General features: G+C 65.6%; 19 protein-coding genes and 1 pseudogene. 16 read left to right on the top strand and 4 right to left on the bottom strand.

Going from position 1 to position 18,038, the window contains the following annotated elements:
• The first annotated feature begins 77 nt into the window (after positions 1-77).
• Genes BDO18943_RS29830 through BDO18943_RS29820 form a run of 3 tightly spaced genes read left to right on the top strand, consistent with a single transcriptional unit; the run spans position 78 to position 1,549 of the window.
• Positions 78-353, top strand: a complete 276-nt coding sequence (locus tag BDO18943_RS29830; RefSeq protein ID WP_039354022.1) for a metal/formaldehyde-sensitive transcriptional repressor — start codon at positions 78-80, stop codon at positions 351-353.
• Between the two features lie 12 nt (positions 354-365).
• Complete coding sequence (gene dmeF / locus BDO18943_RS29825; RefSeq protein ID WP_175025096.1) at positions 366-1,361, top strand: CDF family Co(II)/Ni(II) efflux transporter DmeF; 996 nt, start codon at positions 366-368, stop codon at positions 1,359-1,361.
• Positions 1,362-1,363: 2 nt separating this feature from the next.
• Positions 1,364-1,549, top strand: a complete 186-nt coding sequence (locus BDO18943_RS29820) for a DUF1289 domain-containing protein (RefSeq protein ID WP_175025095.1) — start codon at positions 1,364-1,366, stop codon at positions 1,547-1,549.
• An 82-nt stretch (positions 1,550-1,631) separates the two neighbouring features.
• Here BDO18943_RS29820 and BDO18943_RS29815 read toward each other — a convergent pair whose 3' ends face one another.
• The 3 genes from BDO18943_RS29815 to BDO18943_RS29805 form a co-directional block, all read right to left on the bottom strand.
• A complete protein-coding gene (locus tag BDO18943_RS29815) occupies positions 1,632-3,041 on the bottom strand; it encodes a heavy metal sensor histidine kinase (protein WP_175025094.1) in 1,410 nt (469 codons plus the stop codon).
• Positions 3,038-3,709 (bottom strand): heavy metal response regulator transcription factor, encoded by a 672-nt coding sequence (locus tag BDO18943_RS29810; RefSeq protein ID WP_175025093.1) that lies wholly within the window; start codon positions 3,707-3,709, stop codon positions 3,038-3,040. Before BDO18943_RS29810 ends, BDO18943_RS29815 begins: the two co-directional genes overlap by 4 nt.
• A gap of 154 nt (positions 3,710-3,863) precedes the next feature.
• Positions 3,864-4,097, bottom strand: a complete 234-nt coding sequence (locus BDO18943_RS29805; RefSeq protein ID WP_175025080.1) for a hypothetical protein — start codon at positions 4,095-4,097, stop codon at positions 3,864-3,866.
• A gap of 160 nt (positions 4,098-4,257) precedes the next feature.
• Here BDO18943_RS29805 and BDO18943_RS43000 point away from each other — a divergent pair, with 160 nt between their 5' ends.
• The 10 genes from BDO18943_RS43000 (at position 4,258) to BDO18943_RS29755 (ending at position 14,365) form a co-directional block, all read left to right on the top strand.
• Positions 4,258-4,389, top strand: coding sequence for a hypothetical protein (locus BDO18943_RS43000; protein WP_260865353.1), 132 nt, complete (start codon positions 4,258-4,260; stop codon positions 4,387-4,389).
• 90 nt (positions 4,390-4,479) lie between these two features.
• A complete protein-coding gene (locus tag BDO18943_RS29795) occupies positions 4,480-4,761 on the top strand; it encodes a hypothetical protein (protein WP_175025091.1) in 282 nt (93 codons plus the stop codon).
• Complete coding sequence (locus BDO18943_RS29790) at positions 4,758-6,242, top strand: TolC family protein (RefSeq protein WP_175025090.1); 1,485 nt, start codon at positions 4,758-4,760, stop codon at positions 6,240-6,242. Before BDO18943_RS29795 ends, BDO18943_RS29790 begins: the two co-directional genes overlap by 4 nt.
• 1 nt (position 6,243) lies before the next feature.
• Positions 6,244-7,539, top strand: a complete 1,296-nt coding sequence (locus BDO18943_RS29785; RefSeq protein ID WP_175025089.1) for a multicopper oxidase family protein — start codon at positions 6,244-6,246, stop codon at positions 7,537-7,539.
• 67 nt (positions 7,540-7,606) lie between these two features.
• On the top strand, positions 7,607-7,954 hold the full coding sequence (locus tag BDO18943_RS29780) for a copper-binding protein (RefSeq protein WP_175025088.1): 348 nt from the start codon (positions 7,607-7,609) through the stop codon (positions 7,952-7,954).
• 14 nt (positions 7,955-7,968) lie between these two features.
• Positions 7,969-8,349 carry a copper homeostasis periplasmic binding protein CopC gene (copC, locus tag BDO18943_RS29775; RefSeq protein ID WP_175025087.1) on the top strand — a complete coding sequence of 127 codons (381 nt, stop codon included), beginning with the start codon at positions 7,969-7,971 and terminating at the stop codon, positions 8,347-8,349.
• Complete coding sequence (locus tag BDO18943_RS29770) at positions 8,346-9,287, top strand: CopD family protein (RefSeq protein WP_175025086.1); 942 nt, start codon at positions 8,346-8,348, stop codon at positions 9,285-9,287. The genes copC and BDO18943_RS29770 overlap by 4 nt, the downstream gene beginning before the upstream one ends.
• A gap of 221 nt (positions 9,288-9,508) precedes the next feature.
• On the top strand, positions 9,509-11,323 hold the full coding sequence (locus BDO18943_RS29765) for an ExeM/NucH family extracellular endonuclease (protein ID WP_175025085.1): 1,815 nt from the start codon (positions 9,509-9,511) through the stop codon (positions 11,321-11,323).
• 712 nt (positions 11,324-12,035) lie between these two features.
• Positions 12,036-13,880 carry a S10 family serine carboxypeptidase-like protein gene (locus tag BDO18943_RS29760; protein WP_175025084.1) on the top strand — a complete coding sequence of 615 codons (1,845 nt, stop codon included), beginning with the start codon at positions 12,036-12,038 and terminating at the stop codon, positions 13,878-13,880.
• A 53-nt stretch (positions 13,881-13,933) separates the two neighbouring features.
• A complete protein-coding gene (locus tag BDO18943_RS29755) occupies positions 13,934-14,365 on the top strand; it encodes a 2-oxoglutarate dehydrogenase (protein ID WP_089453801.1) in 432 nt (143 codons plus the stop codon).
• 68 nt (positions 14,366-14,433) lie between these two features.
• Here BDO18943_RS29755 and BDO18943_RS29750 read toward each other — a convergent pair whose 3' ends face one another.
• Complete coding sequence (locus BDO18943_RS29750; RefSeq protein WP_175025083.1) at positions 14,434-15,438, bottom strand: helix-turn-helix domain-containing protein; 1,005 nt, start codon at positions 15,436-15,438, stop codon at positions 14,434-14,436.
• A gap of 169 nt (positions 15,439-15,607) precedes the next feature.
• Between BDO18943_RS29750 and BDO18943_RS29745 the strand changes: the two genes are divergently transcribed.
• The 3 genes and pseudogenes from BDO18943_RS29745 to glyA all read left to right on the top strand — a co-directional run.
• Entirely contained in the window at positions 15,608-16,855 is a 1,248-nt protein-coding gene (locus tag BDO18943_RS29745; RefSeq protein WP_175025082.1) for a D-arabinono-1,4-lactone oxidase, read from the top strand.
• Between the two features lie 33 nt (positions 16,856-16,888).
• Complete coding sequence (locus BDO18943_RS29740; RefSeq protein ID WP_175025081.1) at positions 16,889-17,668, top strand: SDR family NAD(P)-dependent oxidoreductase; 780 nt, start codon at positions 16,889-16,891, stop codon at positions 17,666-17,668.
• Positions 17,669-17,913: 245 nt separating this feature from the next.
• A pseudogene (glyA, locus tag BDO18943_RS29735) lies at positions 17,914-18,038 on the top strand (serine hydroxymethyltransferase); the annotation flags it as partial.

The following is an 18,038-nucleotide window of genomic DNA, read 5'->3' as shown; positions in this document are numbered from 1 at the left end:
AAAAATATACCCCTCTCCCCTATAGGGGGAGTCTTCTGGAGATATACTCCCCCTCCCTATCCAGGAGTCTGCCGGCGATGAGCCATACCGTTCGTGAAAAACAGAAGCTGCTGAACCGCGTGCGCCGTATCAAGGGCCAGGTCGAGGCGATCGAGCGCGCGCTCGGGGAAGAGCGCGGCTGCAACGAGGTGCTGCAATTGATCACGAGTTGTCGCGGCGCGATGAACGGGCTGCTGGCGGTCGTGCTGGAGGACCACATTCGCGAGCACATGGTCGATGCACACGGGCCGGACGAGCACGAGGGCAGCGCGACCGAGCAGCTGATCGACGTGGTGCACAGCTATTTCAAGTAATCGGGGCGGAACATGAGCAATTTCACGAATGACGCGTTCGGCGCGGGGCACGACCATATCTTCCTCGGCGCGGCGCACGAGCAGAACGAGCGGCGGACGTGGATGGTGATCGGTCTGTGCTCGGCGATGATGGTGGCCGAGATCGTCGGCGGTACGCTGTTCGGTTCGCTGGCGCTCGTCGCCGACGGGCTGCACATGTCGACGCACGCAGGGGCGATGCTGATCGCCGCGCTGGCCTATACCTATGCGCGCAGGCACGCCGACGATCCGCGCTTCGTGTTCGGCACCGGCAAGCTGGGCGACCTGGCCGGGTTCACGAGTGCGATCGTGCTCGCGATGATCGCGATCCTGATCGGCTACGAGGCTGTCGCGCGTTTGCTTGCGCCCGTTCCCATTCACTTCGGTGAAGCGATTCCGATTGCCGTACTGGGGCTCGCGGTGAACCTCGCCAGCGTGTGGCTGCTGAGCGGCGACCATCACCATGCGCATGGTCACGGGCACGGTCATCATCATGGGCACGATCACGACGATGACCATCACGCGCATCACGATCACGGTTCGCACGCGGCCGCCCATCGCGACCACAACATCCGGTCGGCCTACGTTCATGTGATCGCCGACGCGGCCGTGTCGGTGCTGGCCATCGTCGGCCTGTTGCTCGCGCGTGCATTCGGCTGGGTCTGGATGGACCCCGTCGCGGGCATCATCGGCGCACTCGTCATCGCGAACTGGTCGTACGGGCTGATGCGCGATACGGGGAGCATCCTGCTCGACGTCAATGTCGATCGCAAGCTGGCGGAGCGCGTCCGTCATGCGATCGAGGCGCTCGGCGACAAGGTCAACGATCTTCACGTGTGGCGCGTCGGCCCCGGCCACATGAGCGCGATCGTGTCGGTCGAGACCGTCGATGCGGCGCGCGACGCACGCTTTTACCATGCACTGGTCGAAGGTTTCGACGGCGTGTCGCACGTGACCGTCGAAGTGATGACGCCTGCGAAGGCGGCCTGATCGTGGCCGTGAAATCGCCGTGTATCGAGCTGTGTGCGTTTGATGGCCGCACCGGATTCTGCGTGGGCTGTTTGAGGACGCGCGACGAGGCACGTGACTGGAAGAAACTGACCGATCATCGCCGGCACCAGATACTGAACGACCGTGTGCGCAGGCAGGCGAAGATTCGGCGCGAACCGGGGGAGTGAAGGCGTTCGGCGGTGGTGGTCGTCGCGCTTCGCTCTGCGTTGCACCGGTCGTCATGCCGATCCGAAATGCGAGACGAACGGCTTATCCTGCGGTGCCGCGCGGAAAATAAAGCGCAAACGTCGTGCGCCCGTCGCGGCTCGCGACCTCGACCTTGCCGCGATGCAGCTCCATGATCGACTTCACGATCGCGAGCCCGAGCCCCGCATTGCGCGCCGCGCCGTGCCGCGACGAATCGATGCGGTAGAAGCGCTCGAAGATCTTGTCGACCTGTTCGGGCGGAATCGCGGCGCCGCGATTCGTGACTTCGACGACCGCATACCCGGCTTGCGTGGAAACCGCCAGCTCGATCGTCGACGCGGCTTCCGCATGTTCGAGCGCATTCGACGCGAGGTTGCTGACGGCGCGCCGGAACAGCGTCGCATCGGCGACGACCGGCGCTTCGCCATGCACGTCGATGCGCACGCCGGCTTCGTCGGCCAGTGCCTGGAAATACGACGCGAGCCGGCGCAGCTCGCTGCCCGCGTCGAGTTCGGCGGTTTTCAGGTGCTGCCGCGCATTGTCGGTGCGCGCGAGGAACAGCATGTTCTCGATCATCCGCTGCAGCCGTTCGCATTCCTCGATGTTCGAATCGATCAGCGCTTCGTATTCCTCGGTCGTGCGTGCGCGCGACAGCGTGACCTGCGACGAGCTGATCACGTTGGCGAGCGGTGTGCGCATGTCGTGCGCGAGATCGGACGAGAATTGCGACAGCCGCACGAACGCGCGTTCGAGACGGTCGAGCATCCGGTTGACCGACGTTGCGAGTTCGTGGAGTTCGACCGGGCCGCCGCGCGCGTCGAGCCGTGCGTTCAGGTTGTGTGCCTCGATGCGCGACGTCTGCCGGCCGAGGCTCTTGACCGGGCGCAGGCCGCGCGACGCGACTGCGTAGCCGAGCGCGCCGACCAGCAGTGCACCCAGCGCCGCCGCGAGCCAGATGTCGACACGATAGCTTTCGAGCAGCGACTGGCGATCGGTTGCCGTGCGTGCAAGGGCGACCTGGATCGCATCGCCGGACGGTAGCGTTGCGCGTGCGTACACGCAACGCGACGTGCCGATGCCGGGCGGCGAGCAGGTGAACGGCCTGCTGGCTCTGCTGGCCGGGTGCGGTGCCGAGATGACCGAGGCCAGCGTGTTGCCGGCTTCGTCGGAATGTTCGACGAGCGCGCGGTTCTGAGCGTCGTAGATGCCGAGATAGACGCCCGGATGCGACAGCAGGACCTCGTGAAACACGGCCGGATCGGCACGCAGCGCGGCGATCGATCCGCTTGCGCGCGCGAGCTGCAGGAACTGGTTGAGCTTGCCGGAGATCTCGATGTCGTCGCGCCGCGTCAGCTCGGCGGACAGCGAGCGATACAGGTACGCGCCGGTCAGCGCGAACACGAGCGCGGCGACGACGGCGAACGCGAGCGTCAGGCGCCGCAGTAGCGAATACGAGGCCGGGCTCGTGGTCACGAACGATCCTCGAGCACGTAGCCCATTCCGCGGATCGTGTGGATCAGCTTCTTCTCATAGGCGTTGTCGATCTTCGCGCGCAGCCGCTTGATCGCCGCGTCGACGACGTTCGTGTCGCTGTCGAAATTCATGTCCCAGATCTGCGACGTGATGAAGGTGCGCGTCAGCACTTCACCCTCGCGCTCGGTGAGCAACTGCAGCAGCGCGAACTCCTGCGCGGTCAGGTCGATGCGGGTGTCGGCGCGCCGCACGCGGCGGCGGATCAGGTCGACTTCGAGATCGGCGACATGCAGGATGTCGCGCACGTTGCGCGGCGCGCGCCGCAGCAGCGAGCGGATGCGCGCGAGGAACTCGGCATACGCGAACGGCTTGAGCAGGTAGTCGTCGGCGCCGAGTTCGAGCCCCGCGACCTTGTCCTCGATCGCCTCGCGCGCCGTGAGCAGCAGCACGGGCGTCTGCTTCTGCGCGCGCAGCCGCTTGAGCACCTCGAAGCCATCCATTTCCGGCAGCATCACGTCGAGCACGACGAGATCGAAATCCTCGTGCAGCGCGAGGAACAATCCGTCCTTGCCGTTTTCCGCGACGTCGACCGTGTAGCTCGCCTCCATCAGCCCTTTCCGGAGGTACGACGCCATCTTGGGTTCGTCTTCGACTATCAGTATCCGCATGGTGAGGCAGGCCGTCCGTGATTCATCCTTGATTCCAGCCGGTCAGTGTAACGCGTGAGCTTACGGCGTCGTGTGTGCGCGAAGGATGATCGCGGAATGACGGAATTTTCATGAAGCGTGTGCGTTGCGCCGCCCGCGGTTCATGAAAATTCGGTCATGTTTCGGCCATGTCGTCGTCACCGCGGCGGCGATAAGCTGCGGCCGTCTTGTCCCCGGAGCGCGCCATCGCGGCGTGCTCCGGCCCATCCGGTCGTTGCCTGCCTGATTTCGCATCCATGTCGTACTGGCGCAAATTCCTCCTCGTCGTGCTGCTGGCGCTGAGCCTGCCGATCCAGTCGTTCGCGGCTGTGTCGATGGCATGCGCGAGCACGGGCGCGGTCGTCGCCATGCCGCACTCGGAAGACGGGGCACGCGCTGATGACTCGGCGGCGCCGCGCGCGATGCCGGGCGTGCAGGGGGGCCAGCATGAGCATCAACAGGGGCACGACGACCCTGCGCGACATGCGCAGCCGTGCTCCGCGTGCGGGTCCTGCTGCCTCGGCACCGGCATGGCCGATCTCCCCTCGATGTCCGTTGCGTCGGGTACCGGTATCGCGATCGTCTCTTTCGCGCCGACGCCGGTCGTCGTGTCGTTCCTGACCGGCGGCATCGACCGGCCGCCGCGCCGGCTTCTCGTCTAGACCCTGCCCGCGGCCCCGACCGGCCGCGCTCTGCCATCCGCTCCGGCGGCGGCATCACGCCCGCCGGACGACTCACGACGAGACCCATTCATGCGATTGATTACTGCGGCGCTGCTTGGCGCGGCGGCCCTCGTGCCGTCGCTCGCGCCTGCGCAAACCCCGCTGCCCGATCCGGCGGACGCCGCCGCGGCGGTGCCGGATGTCACCGTGACGTCCGCATTCGACGGCTATCGGCCATATCGGGACGACGAAGGCCCGGGCTGGACCCAACTGAACCGTGACGTGATGGAGCGACCCGCGAAAGGACGTACGACCGGCGGCGCGACCGGAAGCGGCGCCGCGCATTCGAAGCACGGAGGCGCCGCGCCATGACGATGCTTGCGATATCACCGAGGATCGGCGCGGCCGCAGCCGTGCTGGCCTTCCTCGCCGGCTGCACGACGTTCTCGAAGGATGGCGGCTTCGACGCGGTGTCGTCCGTTGCGTCGGAACGCATCGGCAAAGACGCGGTCGTGGTCAAGACCGACGCCGACCGCGAAGCCGTCGACAAGCGGACGAAGGAACTGCTTGCCAAGCCGCTGTCGATGGACGATGCGGTGCAGGTCGCGCTGCTGAACAACCGTGGCCTGCAGGCGTCATACGCGGAATTGGGGCTGTCGGAAGCCGATCTCGTCCAGGCCGGCCGGCTGCCGAACCCGCGTTTCGCGTTCAGCCGCACCCGCGCCGGCGACGGCGAGCTGACGCTCGGCCGTACGTTCTCGGCGAACGTGTTCGCGCTGCTGACGATGCCGCTCGCGACGAACATCGAACGCCGCCGCTTCGAGCAGACCAAGCTCGAAACGGCCGACGCGATGCTGAAGGCGGCGGCCGACGCGCGCCGCGCGTACGTCGAGGCCGTTGCCGCCGAGCAGGCCGCGAACTACGCGCAACAGGTGCGCGATGCCGCGAGCGCGGCCGCCGAACTCGCGCTGCGCATGCGGCAGGCCGGCAACATCAGCCGCCTCGATTACGCGCGCGAACAGGCGTTCCATGCCGATGCGGTCGCGCAGCACGCGAAGGCGCGCCAGCAGGCCGTCGCCGCGCGCGAGAAGCTCACGCGGGCGATGGGCCTGTGGGGCGAACGCACGCAGTACACGCTGCCCGAGCGCTTGCCCGACCTGCCGAAAGCGCGGCCGAACCTGCCCGATCTCGAGCGGTTTGCGATGAGCAACCGCCTCGACATCCAGGCCGCGAAGCTGCAGACGCAGGGTGTCGCGTCGTCGCTCGGCTTGAGCAAGGCGACGCGCTTCGTCAATGCGGTCGATCTCGGCTACGTGAACAACTACGAAACCGGCAAGGGCCACGAGCACGGCTACGAGATCAGCGTCGAGATTCCGCTGTTCGACTGGGGCGGTGCGAAGGTCGCGCGGGCCGAGGCCGTCTACATGCAGTCGGCGAACCGGCTTGCGAAGACGGCCATCGATGCGCGTTCCGACGTGCGCGAATCGTATGCGGCATACATGACGAGCTACGACGTCGCGACCCACTATCGCGATGAAGTCGTGCCGCTGCGCAAGACGATCTCCGACGAACTGCTGCTGCGCTACAACGGGATGCTCGCGAGCGTGTTCGAGCTGTTGACCGATGCGCGCGAACAGGTCGGCGCGGTCAACAGCTACATCGATGCGCTGAAGGACTACTGGCTCGCCGAAACCGATCTGCAGATGGCCGTCGGGGGCCGGTTGCCGTCGCCGGGCGCGACGCAATCCACCCGGCCCGAGGCCACTTCAAACGCTGACGCTGCGCCGCAGCCGGCTTCCACCCCCGCGGCGCAACCGGCGCCCGCGGTGCAAACCCATCCGGAAGGTCATTGACATGGTGTCCCGTCGACAATTTCTCAGCGGCTCGGGCGCCGCGCTGCTCGGTGCGGCGATGGTCAGCAAGGCCGGCGCCGCGTCGCTGCCCGAAGCGCCCACGATGGCGAAAACCGCCACGCAGCCGCCGCTCGTGCCGCCGAACGGCCGCCCGTACACGCCCGTCGCGACGCTGAACGGCTGGACGCTGCCGTGGCGGATGAAGAACGGCTGGAAGGAATTCCACCTGACGGCGGAGCCCGTCGTGCGCGAGATGGCGCCCGGCATGAACGCGAACCTGTGGGGCTACAACGGCCAGTCGCCGGGCCCGACGATCGAGGCCGTCGAAGGCGACAAGGTGCGCATCTTCGTGACCAACCGGCTGCCCGAGCACACGACGATCCACTGGCACGGGCTGCGGCTGCCGAACGGGATGGATGGCGTCGGCGGCCTCACGCAGCCGCATATCCCGCCCGGCAAGACCTTCGTCTACGAGTTCCAGCTGGAATCGCACGGCACGTTCATGTACCACCCGCACGCCGACGAGATGGTGCAGATGGCGATGGGGATGATGGGCATGTTCATCGTGCATCCGAAGGACCGCGGCACGATGCCGGTCGATCGCGACTTCGTGTTCCTGCTGGCTGCCTACGACATCGATCCGGGCAGCTATACGCCGCGCGTGAACGAGATGACGGACTTCAACATGTGGACCTTCAACTCGCGCGTGTTCCCCGGCATCGATCCGCTGCCGGTGCGCGCGGGCGACCGCGTTCGGATACGTTTCGGCAACCTGACGATGACGAACCATCCGATCCACCTGCACGGCTACAGCTTCGAAGTCGCGGGTACCGACGGAGGCTGGATTCCACCCGCTGCGCGCTGGCCGGAAGTGACGGCCGATGTCGCGGTGGGCCAGATGCGCGCGATCGAGTTCACCGCCGATCGTCCGGGCGACTGGGCGTTCCATTGCCACAAGTCGCATCACACGATGAATGCGATGGGCCACCAGGTGCCGAACCTGATCGGCGTGCCGCAGAAGGATCTCGCGAAGCGCATCGGCAAGCTCGTGCCCGACTACATGGCGATGGGCAGCACGGGCGGCGCGATGGGCGGCATGGAGATGCCGCTACCCGACAACACGCTGCCGATGATGACCGGCACGGGTCCGTTCGGGCCGCTGGAGATGGGTGGCATGTTCACGGTCTGCAAGGTGCGGCAGGGGCTCGGCCGCAACGACTATCGCGATCCGGGCTGGTTCAAGCATCCGAAAGGCACCGTCGCGTACGAGTACACCGGCGAACTGCCGGACGGCTGAGCAGCAGCATGCGGCGGCTGCGCGCACGCGGCCGCCGGTTTCATTTCATTCACTGGGAGTCGACACGATGAAGAAAGGACTGGTTCTGATGGCAATGAGTGGTGCGCTGGCATTCTCCTCGGCGTCTTACGCGGCCGGCGACATGGCCGGCATGGACATGAGTGGTGGCGCGAAGCAGGAAGCCGCGGCGCAACAGGGCATGTCGCACGGCGAGATTCGCAAGGTCGACACGGCCGCCGGCAAGCTGACGATCAAGCACGGCCCGCTGGAAAACCTCGGGATGGACGCGATGACGATGGCGTTCAAGGTGAAGGACCCGGCGATGCTGTCGCAGGTGAAGGCGGGCGACAAGATCGACTTCGTCGCGGAAGACGTGGACGGCGCGCTGACCGTCGTCGAGCTGAAGAAGCCGTGACGCGGAGCGTGAACATGAAGATCCCGAACCTCGCGCGGCTGGCCGCGTGTGCCGTGGCCGGCGCGATCGTCGCGGCCGCACCGGTTGCGGCGTTGGCGCACGGCAAGCTGGAAAGCGCCGCACCGGCGACGGGCAGCACGGTCGACATCGCGCCCGACACGTTGCGGCTCACCTTCAACGAAGACCTCGAACCGGCGTTTAGCTCGGTGAAGGTATCGGATGCGAACGGCAGCGCCGTCACGCAGGAAAAGGCGAAGATCGATGCGGCGAACCCGCGCGTGATGACGCTCGCGATGCCGAAGCTCGCGCCCGGTGCGTACACGGTGCAGTGGGCGGCGATGACGGCCGACGCGCATCGCACGAAGGGCACCTATACGTTCAGGGTGAAGGGATGAACGACGGCCTTGTCGGCCTCCTGCGGCTCGTGTCGGTGGCGATCCAGAATGCAGGGTTTGCCGTCGTCGTCGGCGCGCTGCTCGGCAGCCACTGGCTCGCGCGCGGCGCGTCGACGTGGCAGCACGGCATCGGGCGGCGGCTCGGCGCGACGCTGCGCATCGCGTCCGTCGTATCGCTGGTCGCGAGCGTCACCGCGTTCTGGGCGCATTGCGCGCTGATGAGCGAGGTGTCGTTGCGCGAAGCGGGGCCGGCTGTCTGCGCGATGCTCGCGGGCACCGGGTTCGGTCATGCGTGGCTGGCTGGTGCGGCGTTCATGCTCGTCGTCGTGGGGCTGTCGTTCGTCAGGCGCGTGAGCGATACGCGCGTGCCGTTCGCGATGTGGGCCGCGCTCGCCTGCGTCGCGCTCGCGCGCAGCAATGGCGGGCATCCGGTGGACGCCGGATGGTTCAGCGTGCCGGTGTGGATCGACTGGCTGCATCTGCTGGCGATCAGCGCGTGGGTCGGGCTCGTGCTCGTGACGGCATTCGGCGTGATGCCGAGGCTGTCCGCGATGCCCGCGAGCGAGCGCACGACCGGCGCATCGTTCGTGCAGTCGCTGTCCGATGCGTCGACCTACGCATTGATCGTGCTGTTCGCGACCGGCGCGTACAACGGCTGGCGCGGTGTCGATATGCCCGCCAATCTGATCGCATCGACGTACGGGCAGATCCTGCTGCTGAAGCTCGCGCTCGTGCTGATCGCGGCGGCGCTCGGCGGGCACAACCGCTTCTTCGGGATGCCGACGTTGCTGGCTGCGCTGAAGAATCCGGCCGCCTCGATGCCGGCCAGTGCGTTGAAACGGTTCGGCACAGTGTTGCGGATCGAGGCGGTGGTGCTCGGCGGCGTGCTGATGGTCGCGGCCGTGCTCGTGTCGAGCGCGTTGCCGGGCACGGTGTAGCGCGACGGCGCGACGCTGCGGCAGCGAACGCGCGCGGGGCAATCGTTACGGGCACGGCGGATTTTCATCAGACGATTTCCCCGCTTTTTCAGGCGTAAACGCGCGCTCGACGGTGATCGCAGCGTGATAACGACAATTACATCCGCCTGTCTTTCGATTACCAAAAACTGTCATTGAGCGCCGCTAAGCTTTCGCCACCCTCACAACCGGGATTCCCCGTCATGCGCTCGACAATCCGCCTCATCACCCCGCTATTGCTGCTCCCGACGCTCGCCGCGCCGGTTTTCGCCGCCACTGCCGCGCCCGTCAGCCCGAACTGCGGCGGCAGCACGACGCCGATCGCCGATATCCAGGGGCCGGGCGCGCCGTCGCCGCTCGCTGGCCAGAACGTGTCGATCGAAGCCGTCGTCACCGCCGATTTCGGCGGCACGGATGGCTTCGGCGGCTTCTTCGTCCAGCAGGCCGATGCGCAGCGCCGCAATCAGCCGGGCGTGTCCGAAGGGCTGTTCGTCTATGCGCCGAAAGTGCGTGCGAAAGCGGGCGATCTCGTGCACGTGACGGGCAAGGTCGAGGAAAAATACGGGCAGACGCAGCTCACGCAGTCGGGCGCGATCGCGGTGTGCGCGAACAACCAGACCGTCACGCCCGCGACGCTCTCGCTGCCGGTCGACAGCCCGAACGCGTTCGCCGCGTATGAAGGGATGCTGGTGCGTCTGCCGCAGACGCTGAACGTCACCGACAACTACGAGCTCGGCCGCTACGGCAGCGTGATGCTCAGCAACGGCCGCCTGCGCACGCCGACGAGCGTCGTGCCGCCCGCGCAGGCGCAGACGCAGATCGATGCGAACGCACGCAACCGCCTGATCCTCGACGACGGCTCGAACAAGCAGAACCCCGCCACGGTGCCGTACCCGGCGCCTGGCCTGTCGGCCGCGAACACGCTGCGCGCGGGCTACACGGTGCGCGACATCGAGGGCGTGCTCGAAGTGCGTTACGGCGCCTGGCGCGTACAGCCGCTGCCGGGTGCCGCCGTGCCGGCATTCGAAGCGCGCACGAACCCGCGTACCAACGCGCCCGCGCGCGATCCGAAATCGAACCTGCGCGTCGCGTCGTTCAACGTCCTCAACTACTTCAACGGCAACGGTCTCGGCGGCGGCTTCGACGATCCGAACAACCGCGGCGCGAAGAACTACCAGGAATTCCAGCGCCAGGAAGCGAAGATCGTCAGCGCGCTGAAGGCGATCGACGCCGACGTGATCGGCCTGATGGAAATCCAGAACAACGGCTATGGCGAACTGAGCGCGGTGCGCCAGCTCGCGGCGAAGCTCGGCAACAACTGGCGCGTCGTCGATCCGGGCGTGTCGCGCCTCGGCGGCGATGCGATCACGGTCGCGATGATCTACGACAGCCGCAAGGTCGAACCGGTCGGCCGTGCGGCGACGCTCGCGATCGACGACAAGAACCGCCAGCCGCTCGCGCAGTCGTTCCGGATGATCGGCGGCAACAAGCAGTCGCTGACGGTCGCGGTCAACCACCTGAAGTCGAAGAACTGCCCGGACGCCGCGAACGACGATCTCGACCAGGGCGACGGCCAGGGCTGCTGGAACCCGACGCGCACGCGCGCGGCGGCGAAGGTGGCCGACTGGCTCGCCGGCAACCCGACGGGCGTCGCGGGCCAGGGCGTGCTGCTGATCGGCGACTTCAACAGCTACACGTACGAAGACCCGATCCGCGCGCTCGAATCGCGCGGCTACCGCAACCTCGTCGCGCGCTGGATCGGCGCGAATGCGTACAGCTACGTGTACAACGGCGAAGCCGGCTATCTCGATCACGCGCTCGCGACGCTGCCGCTCGCGTCGCACGTGAAGGCCGTGCACGAATGGCACATCAACGCGGACGAGCCGCTCGCGCTGCAGTACACGCTCGCGTACAAATCGGCGGAGCAGCAGAAGACGTTCTACGCGCCGGATGCGTATCGCTCGTCGGATCACGATCCGGTGCTGATCGATATCGCGATGCCGGGCGGCGGGAAGTAATGGCGGATTGAACGCGAAAGAAGCGCGGCATGCGGCGAGGCTGCACGCCGCGCTTCATTTTCACCGCACCGGCCGACTGGATCACGGGTAAATAATTCCGCTGAAATTTTCGTGAATTAGAAAAATCGGTATTTTATGGATGGCGTGATGCGGATAAGCGCCTCGATTGAAGAATGATTGAAGTGACTTGAATCATTGAGTGACAGTCTATGCGTAATGTCACGCTGAATTAATCGATGGCCGATAATTAAAATGAAAGAATAATTCCGGCGATCTGAAGGCTTTCGAGGCGCTGCGTCAGCGCCAGTAAAGGGCACCTGGTTGTGCGGGAAAAGCGGCGGATTCGGCGGATTATTGCCCGTAAAGCGCGCAATACACAAATAATCCCGCTTTCTTTCAATTGCCAGACACTGTCCGCCGTTAGCATCATTGCGGGATTTTTAATATCCGAATGATCTTTGACAACGCGGCGCAGCACCGCCTATTTTTGTGTTGTCGTAAATTTGGGTCATATAAAAGTTGTCCAAACTGCAGGGGGCGTCCGAGCACCATTCTCGCCAGCAGTTTGCTGTGTCTGTATCAAGTTCAGTCTCTTAGAAGTCCAATCCCCAACCGCCGACTGCCGACCGTGCAACGCGAGTGGCGGGTCGGTCTGCGCGTTTCGCAGGCGTTGGCGGCCTTTGTGAAGCGGTATCCGAATCAAAGGACAGAGATGAAACCAGACAGGAGCTGTACCGGCAGCCGCCGTGGCCGTCACGGCCGGTTGACCGGGCTAGGTGCCTTGACCGTCATGACCTTGGCGCTCGCGGCCTGCGGCGGCGACGATTCGTCGTCCGTCGGTGCGTCGAGCCTCGCGCAGGCCACCGCCAGCCAGCAGGCCAGCGCGCAACAGGCGGCCGGGCAGACGCCGGCCAACCAGCCTTACGTCGACCCGGTCGCGTATTCGATGAATGCGGGCGACGGCCTTGCCCCCGGGCAGGTGTCCGAGAAAACGGCCGTCATGCATTACCAGTGGAAAAACGGCGGCACGACCGTCAACTACACGACGACCACCGGCCACCTGACCGCGCAGGACGCGAACGGCAATGCGGAAGCGTCGATGTCGTATGTCGCGTACACCGCGCCGAGCACGAACGGCAAGCCGCGCCCTGTCACATTCGTCTATAACGGCGGCCCCGGCTCGTCGTCGATCTGGCTGCGGCTCGGCTCGTTCGCACCGACCCGCGTGGCCACGCCCGATCCGCTGTTCGGCAGCAACTGGCCGAACTATCCGCTCGTCGACAACGCCGAAAGTCTGATCGACACCACCGACCTCGTATTCATCGACCCGCCCGGCACCGGGCTGTCGGAAGCCGTGTTGCCGAACACCAACCAGAAGTACTGGGGTTCCGACGCGGACGTGAACATCATGCGCGACTTCATCCAGCGCTACCTGAACGTCAACAGCCGCAGCACGTCGCCGATCTACCTGTACGGCGAATCGTACGGCACGCCGCGTACCGACATGCTCGCGCTGGCGCTCGAATCGGCCGGCGTGCACCTGACGGGCATCGTGCTGCAGTCGGCGATCCTGAACTACTTCGCGGATGCGGTGGAAGCCGTGGCGATCACGCAGTCGACGGAGGGGCTGCTGCTCGAAACCGATACCGTGGCCGGCTACCTGCCGGGCTATGCGGCGGTCGCGGCGTACTTCAACCAGGTTTCGCCGGCACCGGTGAATCCGGATCTGTACGCACTGCAGACGGAACTGTTCACGACGCTGATCTACAACCAGCTGCAGAAGTATTCGCAGTCGTGGGTGTTGAGCCAGCTCGGCATTCCGGATGCGCTCGGCACGCCGGTGTTCCCGAGCGACGCGACGCTCAAGCTGTGGTCGATCCCGTCGAGCCTCACGCAACAGGCGCTGCGCGGCTACTTCAACGCGAATCCGTTCGGCACGAGCCTGCTGCCCGGGACGACGATCGGCCGGTATGACGGACGCGTATCGTTGCCGAACACCGATCCGCGCCTGCAGAACGACGGCGACCCGTCCGACATCCTGATTTCGCAGCCGTTCACGAACGCGCTCGCGACGCAGATGCCGGATTACCTCGGCTACACCGCACCGAACGCGACGTACCTGCCGCTGAACGACAACATCATCGGCGTCTGGGACTTCACGCACGACGGCCAGCCGATGCCCGACACGATCCCCGATCTGCTCGGTGCGCTGCAGCTCAACCCGAAGCTTCGCGTGCTCGCGGAGAATGGCTTCCACGATCTCGCGACGCCGTTCTTCAACACCGAGAAGCAACTCGCGCGGCTGCAGACGGTGAAGGGCTTCAATCCGAAGCTGCAGGTGAACTTCTTCCAGGGCGGCCACATGATCTACCTGGACGACGTCGCCCGTCCGCAGATGAAGCGGGACCTGAAGACGTTCTACAAGGGCGCGCGGATTCCGACGGCGCTGACGCTGCACACGCTGCCGCCGCCGTGGCCGGATGAAAACCCGCCGAGCGTGCCGACCGGCAGCGTCCCGGGCGCAACCGCCGCGACGACGCTGGCGGCGGCCCCTTGAGCGACCCTGAGCGACGGACTCCTTGTCAAAGGAACCCTCTATTCATCCATTGAATGCGAGTGATCATGTCCCTAATCAATTTGATGCGGCGTATGTCTCCGTTGATCGTCCTCGGTGCCGTGATGAGCAGTGCCTACGCGTTGCCGCCACAGGCGGTGGCGCCGGTGAAGCTGCCGCACGGCGGGCACGGTGTCGACGGTCCGTTCTTTCCTGCCACGAAAGCGGCGCCGGTGTTGCCGTCGACCGGCGCGACGCTGCAGCAGCAGGCGCAGCAGCGTGTCGATGCGAGGCTCGGCGCCAATACGGTGCTGAGCAACGGCGCGGCGGTGACGAAGGCGCAGGCGCAGAGCAGCGGTCTCGGCTTCGTGTCGAAGCACTTCGACGAGATCGATGCGAAGCACACCGGCCGCGTGACGATGAGCGATGTACGGCAGTTCATCCAGCAGCGGCAGGTGCAGGCGCAGCAGGAACAGCAGGACGAGTGATGTAGCAGGCAGGGCGGCGGCCGGTGCGGGATGATTCGCACCGGCTGCCGGAAGGTGCGCGACAGGCGCTAGAGGGCCTGGCGCGCGTAGCGCTTCGCGGTGGCCGACGGCAGTTCGCCGAACATCGCGCGATAGTCCTGCGCAAAGCTGCTCAGGTGCCAGAAGCCCCACTTGGTGGCGGCGGACGTCACGGAGTCGCCGAGCCGAAGCTCGCGGCGCACGTGATTCAGCCGCACGGCCCGCAGATAGGCGATCGGGTTCAGGTTCAACGTATCCTGGAACGCGTATTGCGCGGTGCGCCGGCTGACGCCGAGCTCCACGCACAGCTCCGCGATCGACAGCGGGCAGGTCGATGCGTCCTGCAGCCGCTCCCGCACCGCATTGACCAGCGACCAGTATTTCGTCGGGCGCACGATCTGTGCGCCGGCGTCCGGCGTCGCGGCCGTCATCACTTCCGAGATCGCGTACAGCACGGTGCGTTCGAGCAGTTCGATCCGGTCCTGCGTCGTCACGTCGTCGACGCGCGTGCTTGTTGCCGCGGCGGCGAGTGTCTGGCGCAGCAGGTCGCGCAGATGGTCGGCCACACCGGTTGCCATCGGGATCACCGGCGCGTGGGTTTGCGCACGCAGCGACGCGGCCACGGTGCGCATCGTTTCCGTCGACAGCTTCCCGGGTTCGATCTCGACATTCACGAGCACGTGCCGGTCGGGCGAGTAGAACTCGAATTGCGGCTGGCTCGAGAACACGTGCAGGCTGTCGCGCCCGCTCTTCTCGCCGCACAGGCGCGCGTGCCCTTCCAGTTCCAGCGGCACGGCCACGGCGATCCGCTCCGACGGCACGGCGCCTTGTTGCAGGATGACCTTGTCGAGATCCTCGACCAGCAGCTTGATGCCGCCCAGCGACATGATCGACGACGAGCCGTGAAACAGCCCGCCCGAGATCTGCGTGTAGTTCATGTTCCAGCCGTCGAACGAACGCGCCTGTTCCTCCACGTCGGTGAACGCGCAGAACGCGACGGTTCGCGCGAACAGCGGGGCGCCAGAGAAATCGCTCGGGTGGGCAGACGGCGTCATCGAGGGCGGGAAGGGGCGGGCCGGATCGATTCATTGTAGCCGCTCGCCGCGCCGGTCAAAAAGGCCGGCCGGGTATCGCCTCGTCAAAACCCTAACTTGCCGAAATCCGATAGTGGAAAACCTGTCGACACCCTACCTTTGGCACCAATACGACGCTGGAGAGACGGTAATGGAACTTCCCCGTGGCGGATTCTGGAGAAACTGGGTCGGCAATCAGTCGTGCGTGGCCGCGCACCTGGCGTCGCCGACCAGCGAGGCCGAGATCGCGGCGCTGGTGCATACGGCGACGCGGCAGGGCAAGCACGTGCGGTGCGCGGGGTCCGGGCACTCGTTTACGCCCGTCGTGGCCACCAGCGGCCTGCTGCTGTCGCTGCAGGATTACCAGGGCATCGTCGATGTGGACGAAGCGCGCAAGCGCGTGACCGTGAAGGCCGGCACCAAAATCAATGCGGTGACGCGGCACCTGAAGGAATGTGGCCTGTCGCTCGTCAACCAGGGCGACATCGATTCGCAGGCGATTGCCGGCGCACTGGCCACCGGCACGCACGGCACGGGGACGACACTGAGCAACCTGTCGTCGCAGGTCGTCGGGATGCGCATCGTGCGCCCGGACGGTTCGATCATGAAAGTGAGCGACCGGCAGGACCTGGACCTGTTGCATGCGACGCAGGTGAACATCGGGATGTTCGGCGTGGTGTCGGAGATCACGCTGCAAGTGACCGATGCGTTCTGGCTGCACGACCGGGTGTGGCGCGAGGACTTCGAAGCGTTGATGGAGCAATACGACGACCTGGCCGCGAAGCACCGGCATTTCGGTTTCTTCTGGTGCCCGACGTCCGCCAGCCGCGATCTCTACTGCCTGCCCGACACCACGAAGGTATCGAACTCGAAGAAGGACTACGACGTGTGCGAGATCAAGGTGATGGATGTCACCGACGCGCGCACGTTCCGTGAAGGCGAGCACGAGAAGATCGCGTACAGCTCGGAGGTGTACGCGATCCACTACGTGCCGAACTTCCACGAGCTCGAATATGCGGTGCCCGCGCAACACGGCAAGGAAGCGCTGCGCCGGGTGCGCGAGCTCATCCTCACAAAACACCGCGATTGCATTTTCCCGGTCGAGTACCGCTTCACGAAGGGCGATCCGGCGTGGATCAGCCCGTTCAATCACCAGGACAGCGTCACGATTTCATGCTCGGGCGGCCCGAACGGCGTCGACTACTGGCCGTTCCTGAAGGACGTCGACACGATCCTGCGCGACTACGGTTCGCGTCCGCACTGGGGCAAGCTGCATTTCACGAACCGCGAGGACGTCGATCGCTGGTTCCCCAAGGCCGAAGCGTTCCGCGCGCTGCGCCGCAGCGTGGACCCCGAAGGCTACTTCCTCAACGATCACCTGCGGACGCTGTTCAGTTGAGCAGACCGAACGCACCAGACTGGAGAACGCAACATGAATGTCAAGATTGACGGCCGCCTGGCCGGCAAGGTCGCCATCGTGAGCGGCGGCGCCGGCGGCTGCGGCGGCGCGGCGTCCGAACTGTTCGCCGCCCAAGGCGCGAAGGTCGCGATCATCGACCGCGACGGCGACGCCGCCGAAACGCTCGCGTCCAAGCTGCGCGACGCAGGCCTGCAGGCGATCGGTCTCGGCGCCGACGTGTCGAAGCAGGCGGAAGTCCAGCAAGCGGTGAACGCCGCGCGGGAGCTGTACGGCAACGCGGACATCCTGTTCAATCACGCGGGCACGCTGATCGTCAAACCGTTCCTCGACATCGAGGAGTCGGAATGGGACTGGCTGATGGGCGTGAACGTGAAGAGCATGTTCCTGATGACGAAAGCGGTGCTGCCGCAGATGCTGGAGAAAGGGCGGGGCAGCATTGTCTGCACGTCGTCGATTTCGGCGGTGTGCGCGACGCCGGGCGAGGTGCTGTATGACGCGACCAAGGGCGCGTGCCACATGTTCGCGCGGGCGATTGCGGTCGAGTACCGCGATCGCGGCATTCGTTGCAATGCACTCGCGCCGGGGTTCATCCGCACGCCGCACGGGATGCGCGAACTGAAGGACCTGCAGGCGATGGGCGTCGATGCGACCGAGGCGGCGATCGCGGTGCAGCAAGGACGCCTGTGCGAGCCGTCGGAAGTCGCGGCCGCCGCGCTGTTCCTCGCGTCCGACGAGTCGAGTTTCGTCAACGGCACGCATCTGTTCGTGGACAACTGCTTCTCCGCCGTCTGATCGTTGATGCTCGCAAGAAGCTGAAGGGCAGGTTTCATGCCTGCCTGATCGGCAAGTTCCGTCGAAGGTGTCGCAGCGATGCGACCCTTCGATTTTTTTTTTGCGTATCCAGCGCGCGGTGTGTCCCAGCGGAATGTCGGAATCCTTCTAGCTGAACGGGAGCGGGTCTGGTGGAATGCGAAGGCCGAAACACCATGCAGCCGGCAAGCCGCGGTCAGTCATTCACTCTCAACTGGTCAATCAACATGTTCAACCGCACTACCAGCACCGTTGCCAACGTCGATCCGGAACTTTTTGCCGCGATCGAGCAGGAAAACCGTCGCCAGGAAGATCACATCGAGCTGATCGCGTCGGAAAACTACACGAGCCC

Source organism: Burkholderia aenigmatica (assembly GCF_902499175.1).
GTDB lineage: Bacteria > Pseudomonadota > Gammaproteobacteria > Burkholderiales > Burkholderiaceae > Burkholderia > Burkholderia aenigmatica.
Note: the sequence above shows the minus strand (reverse complement) of the source record. Positions and strands in the feature narration are given on the sequence as shown.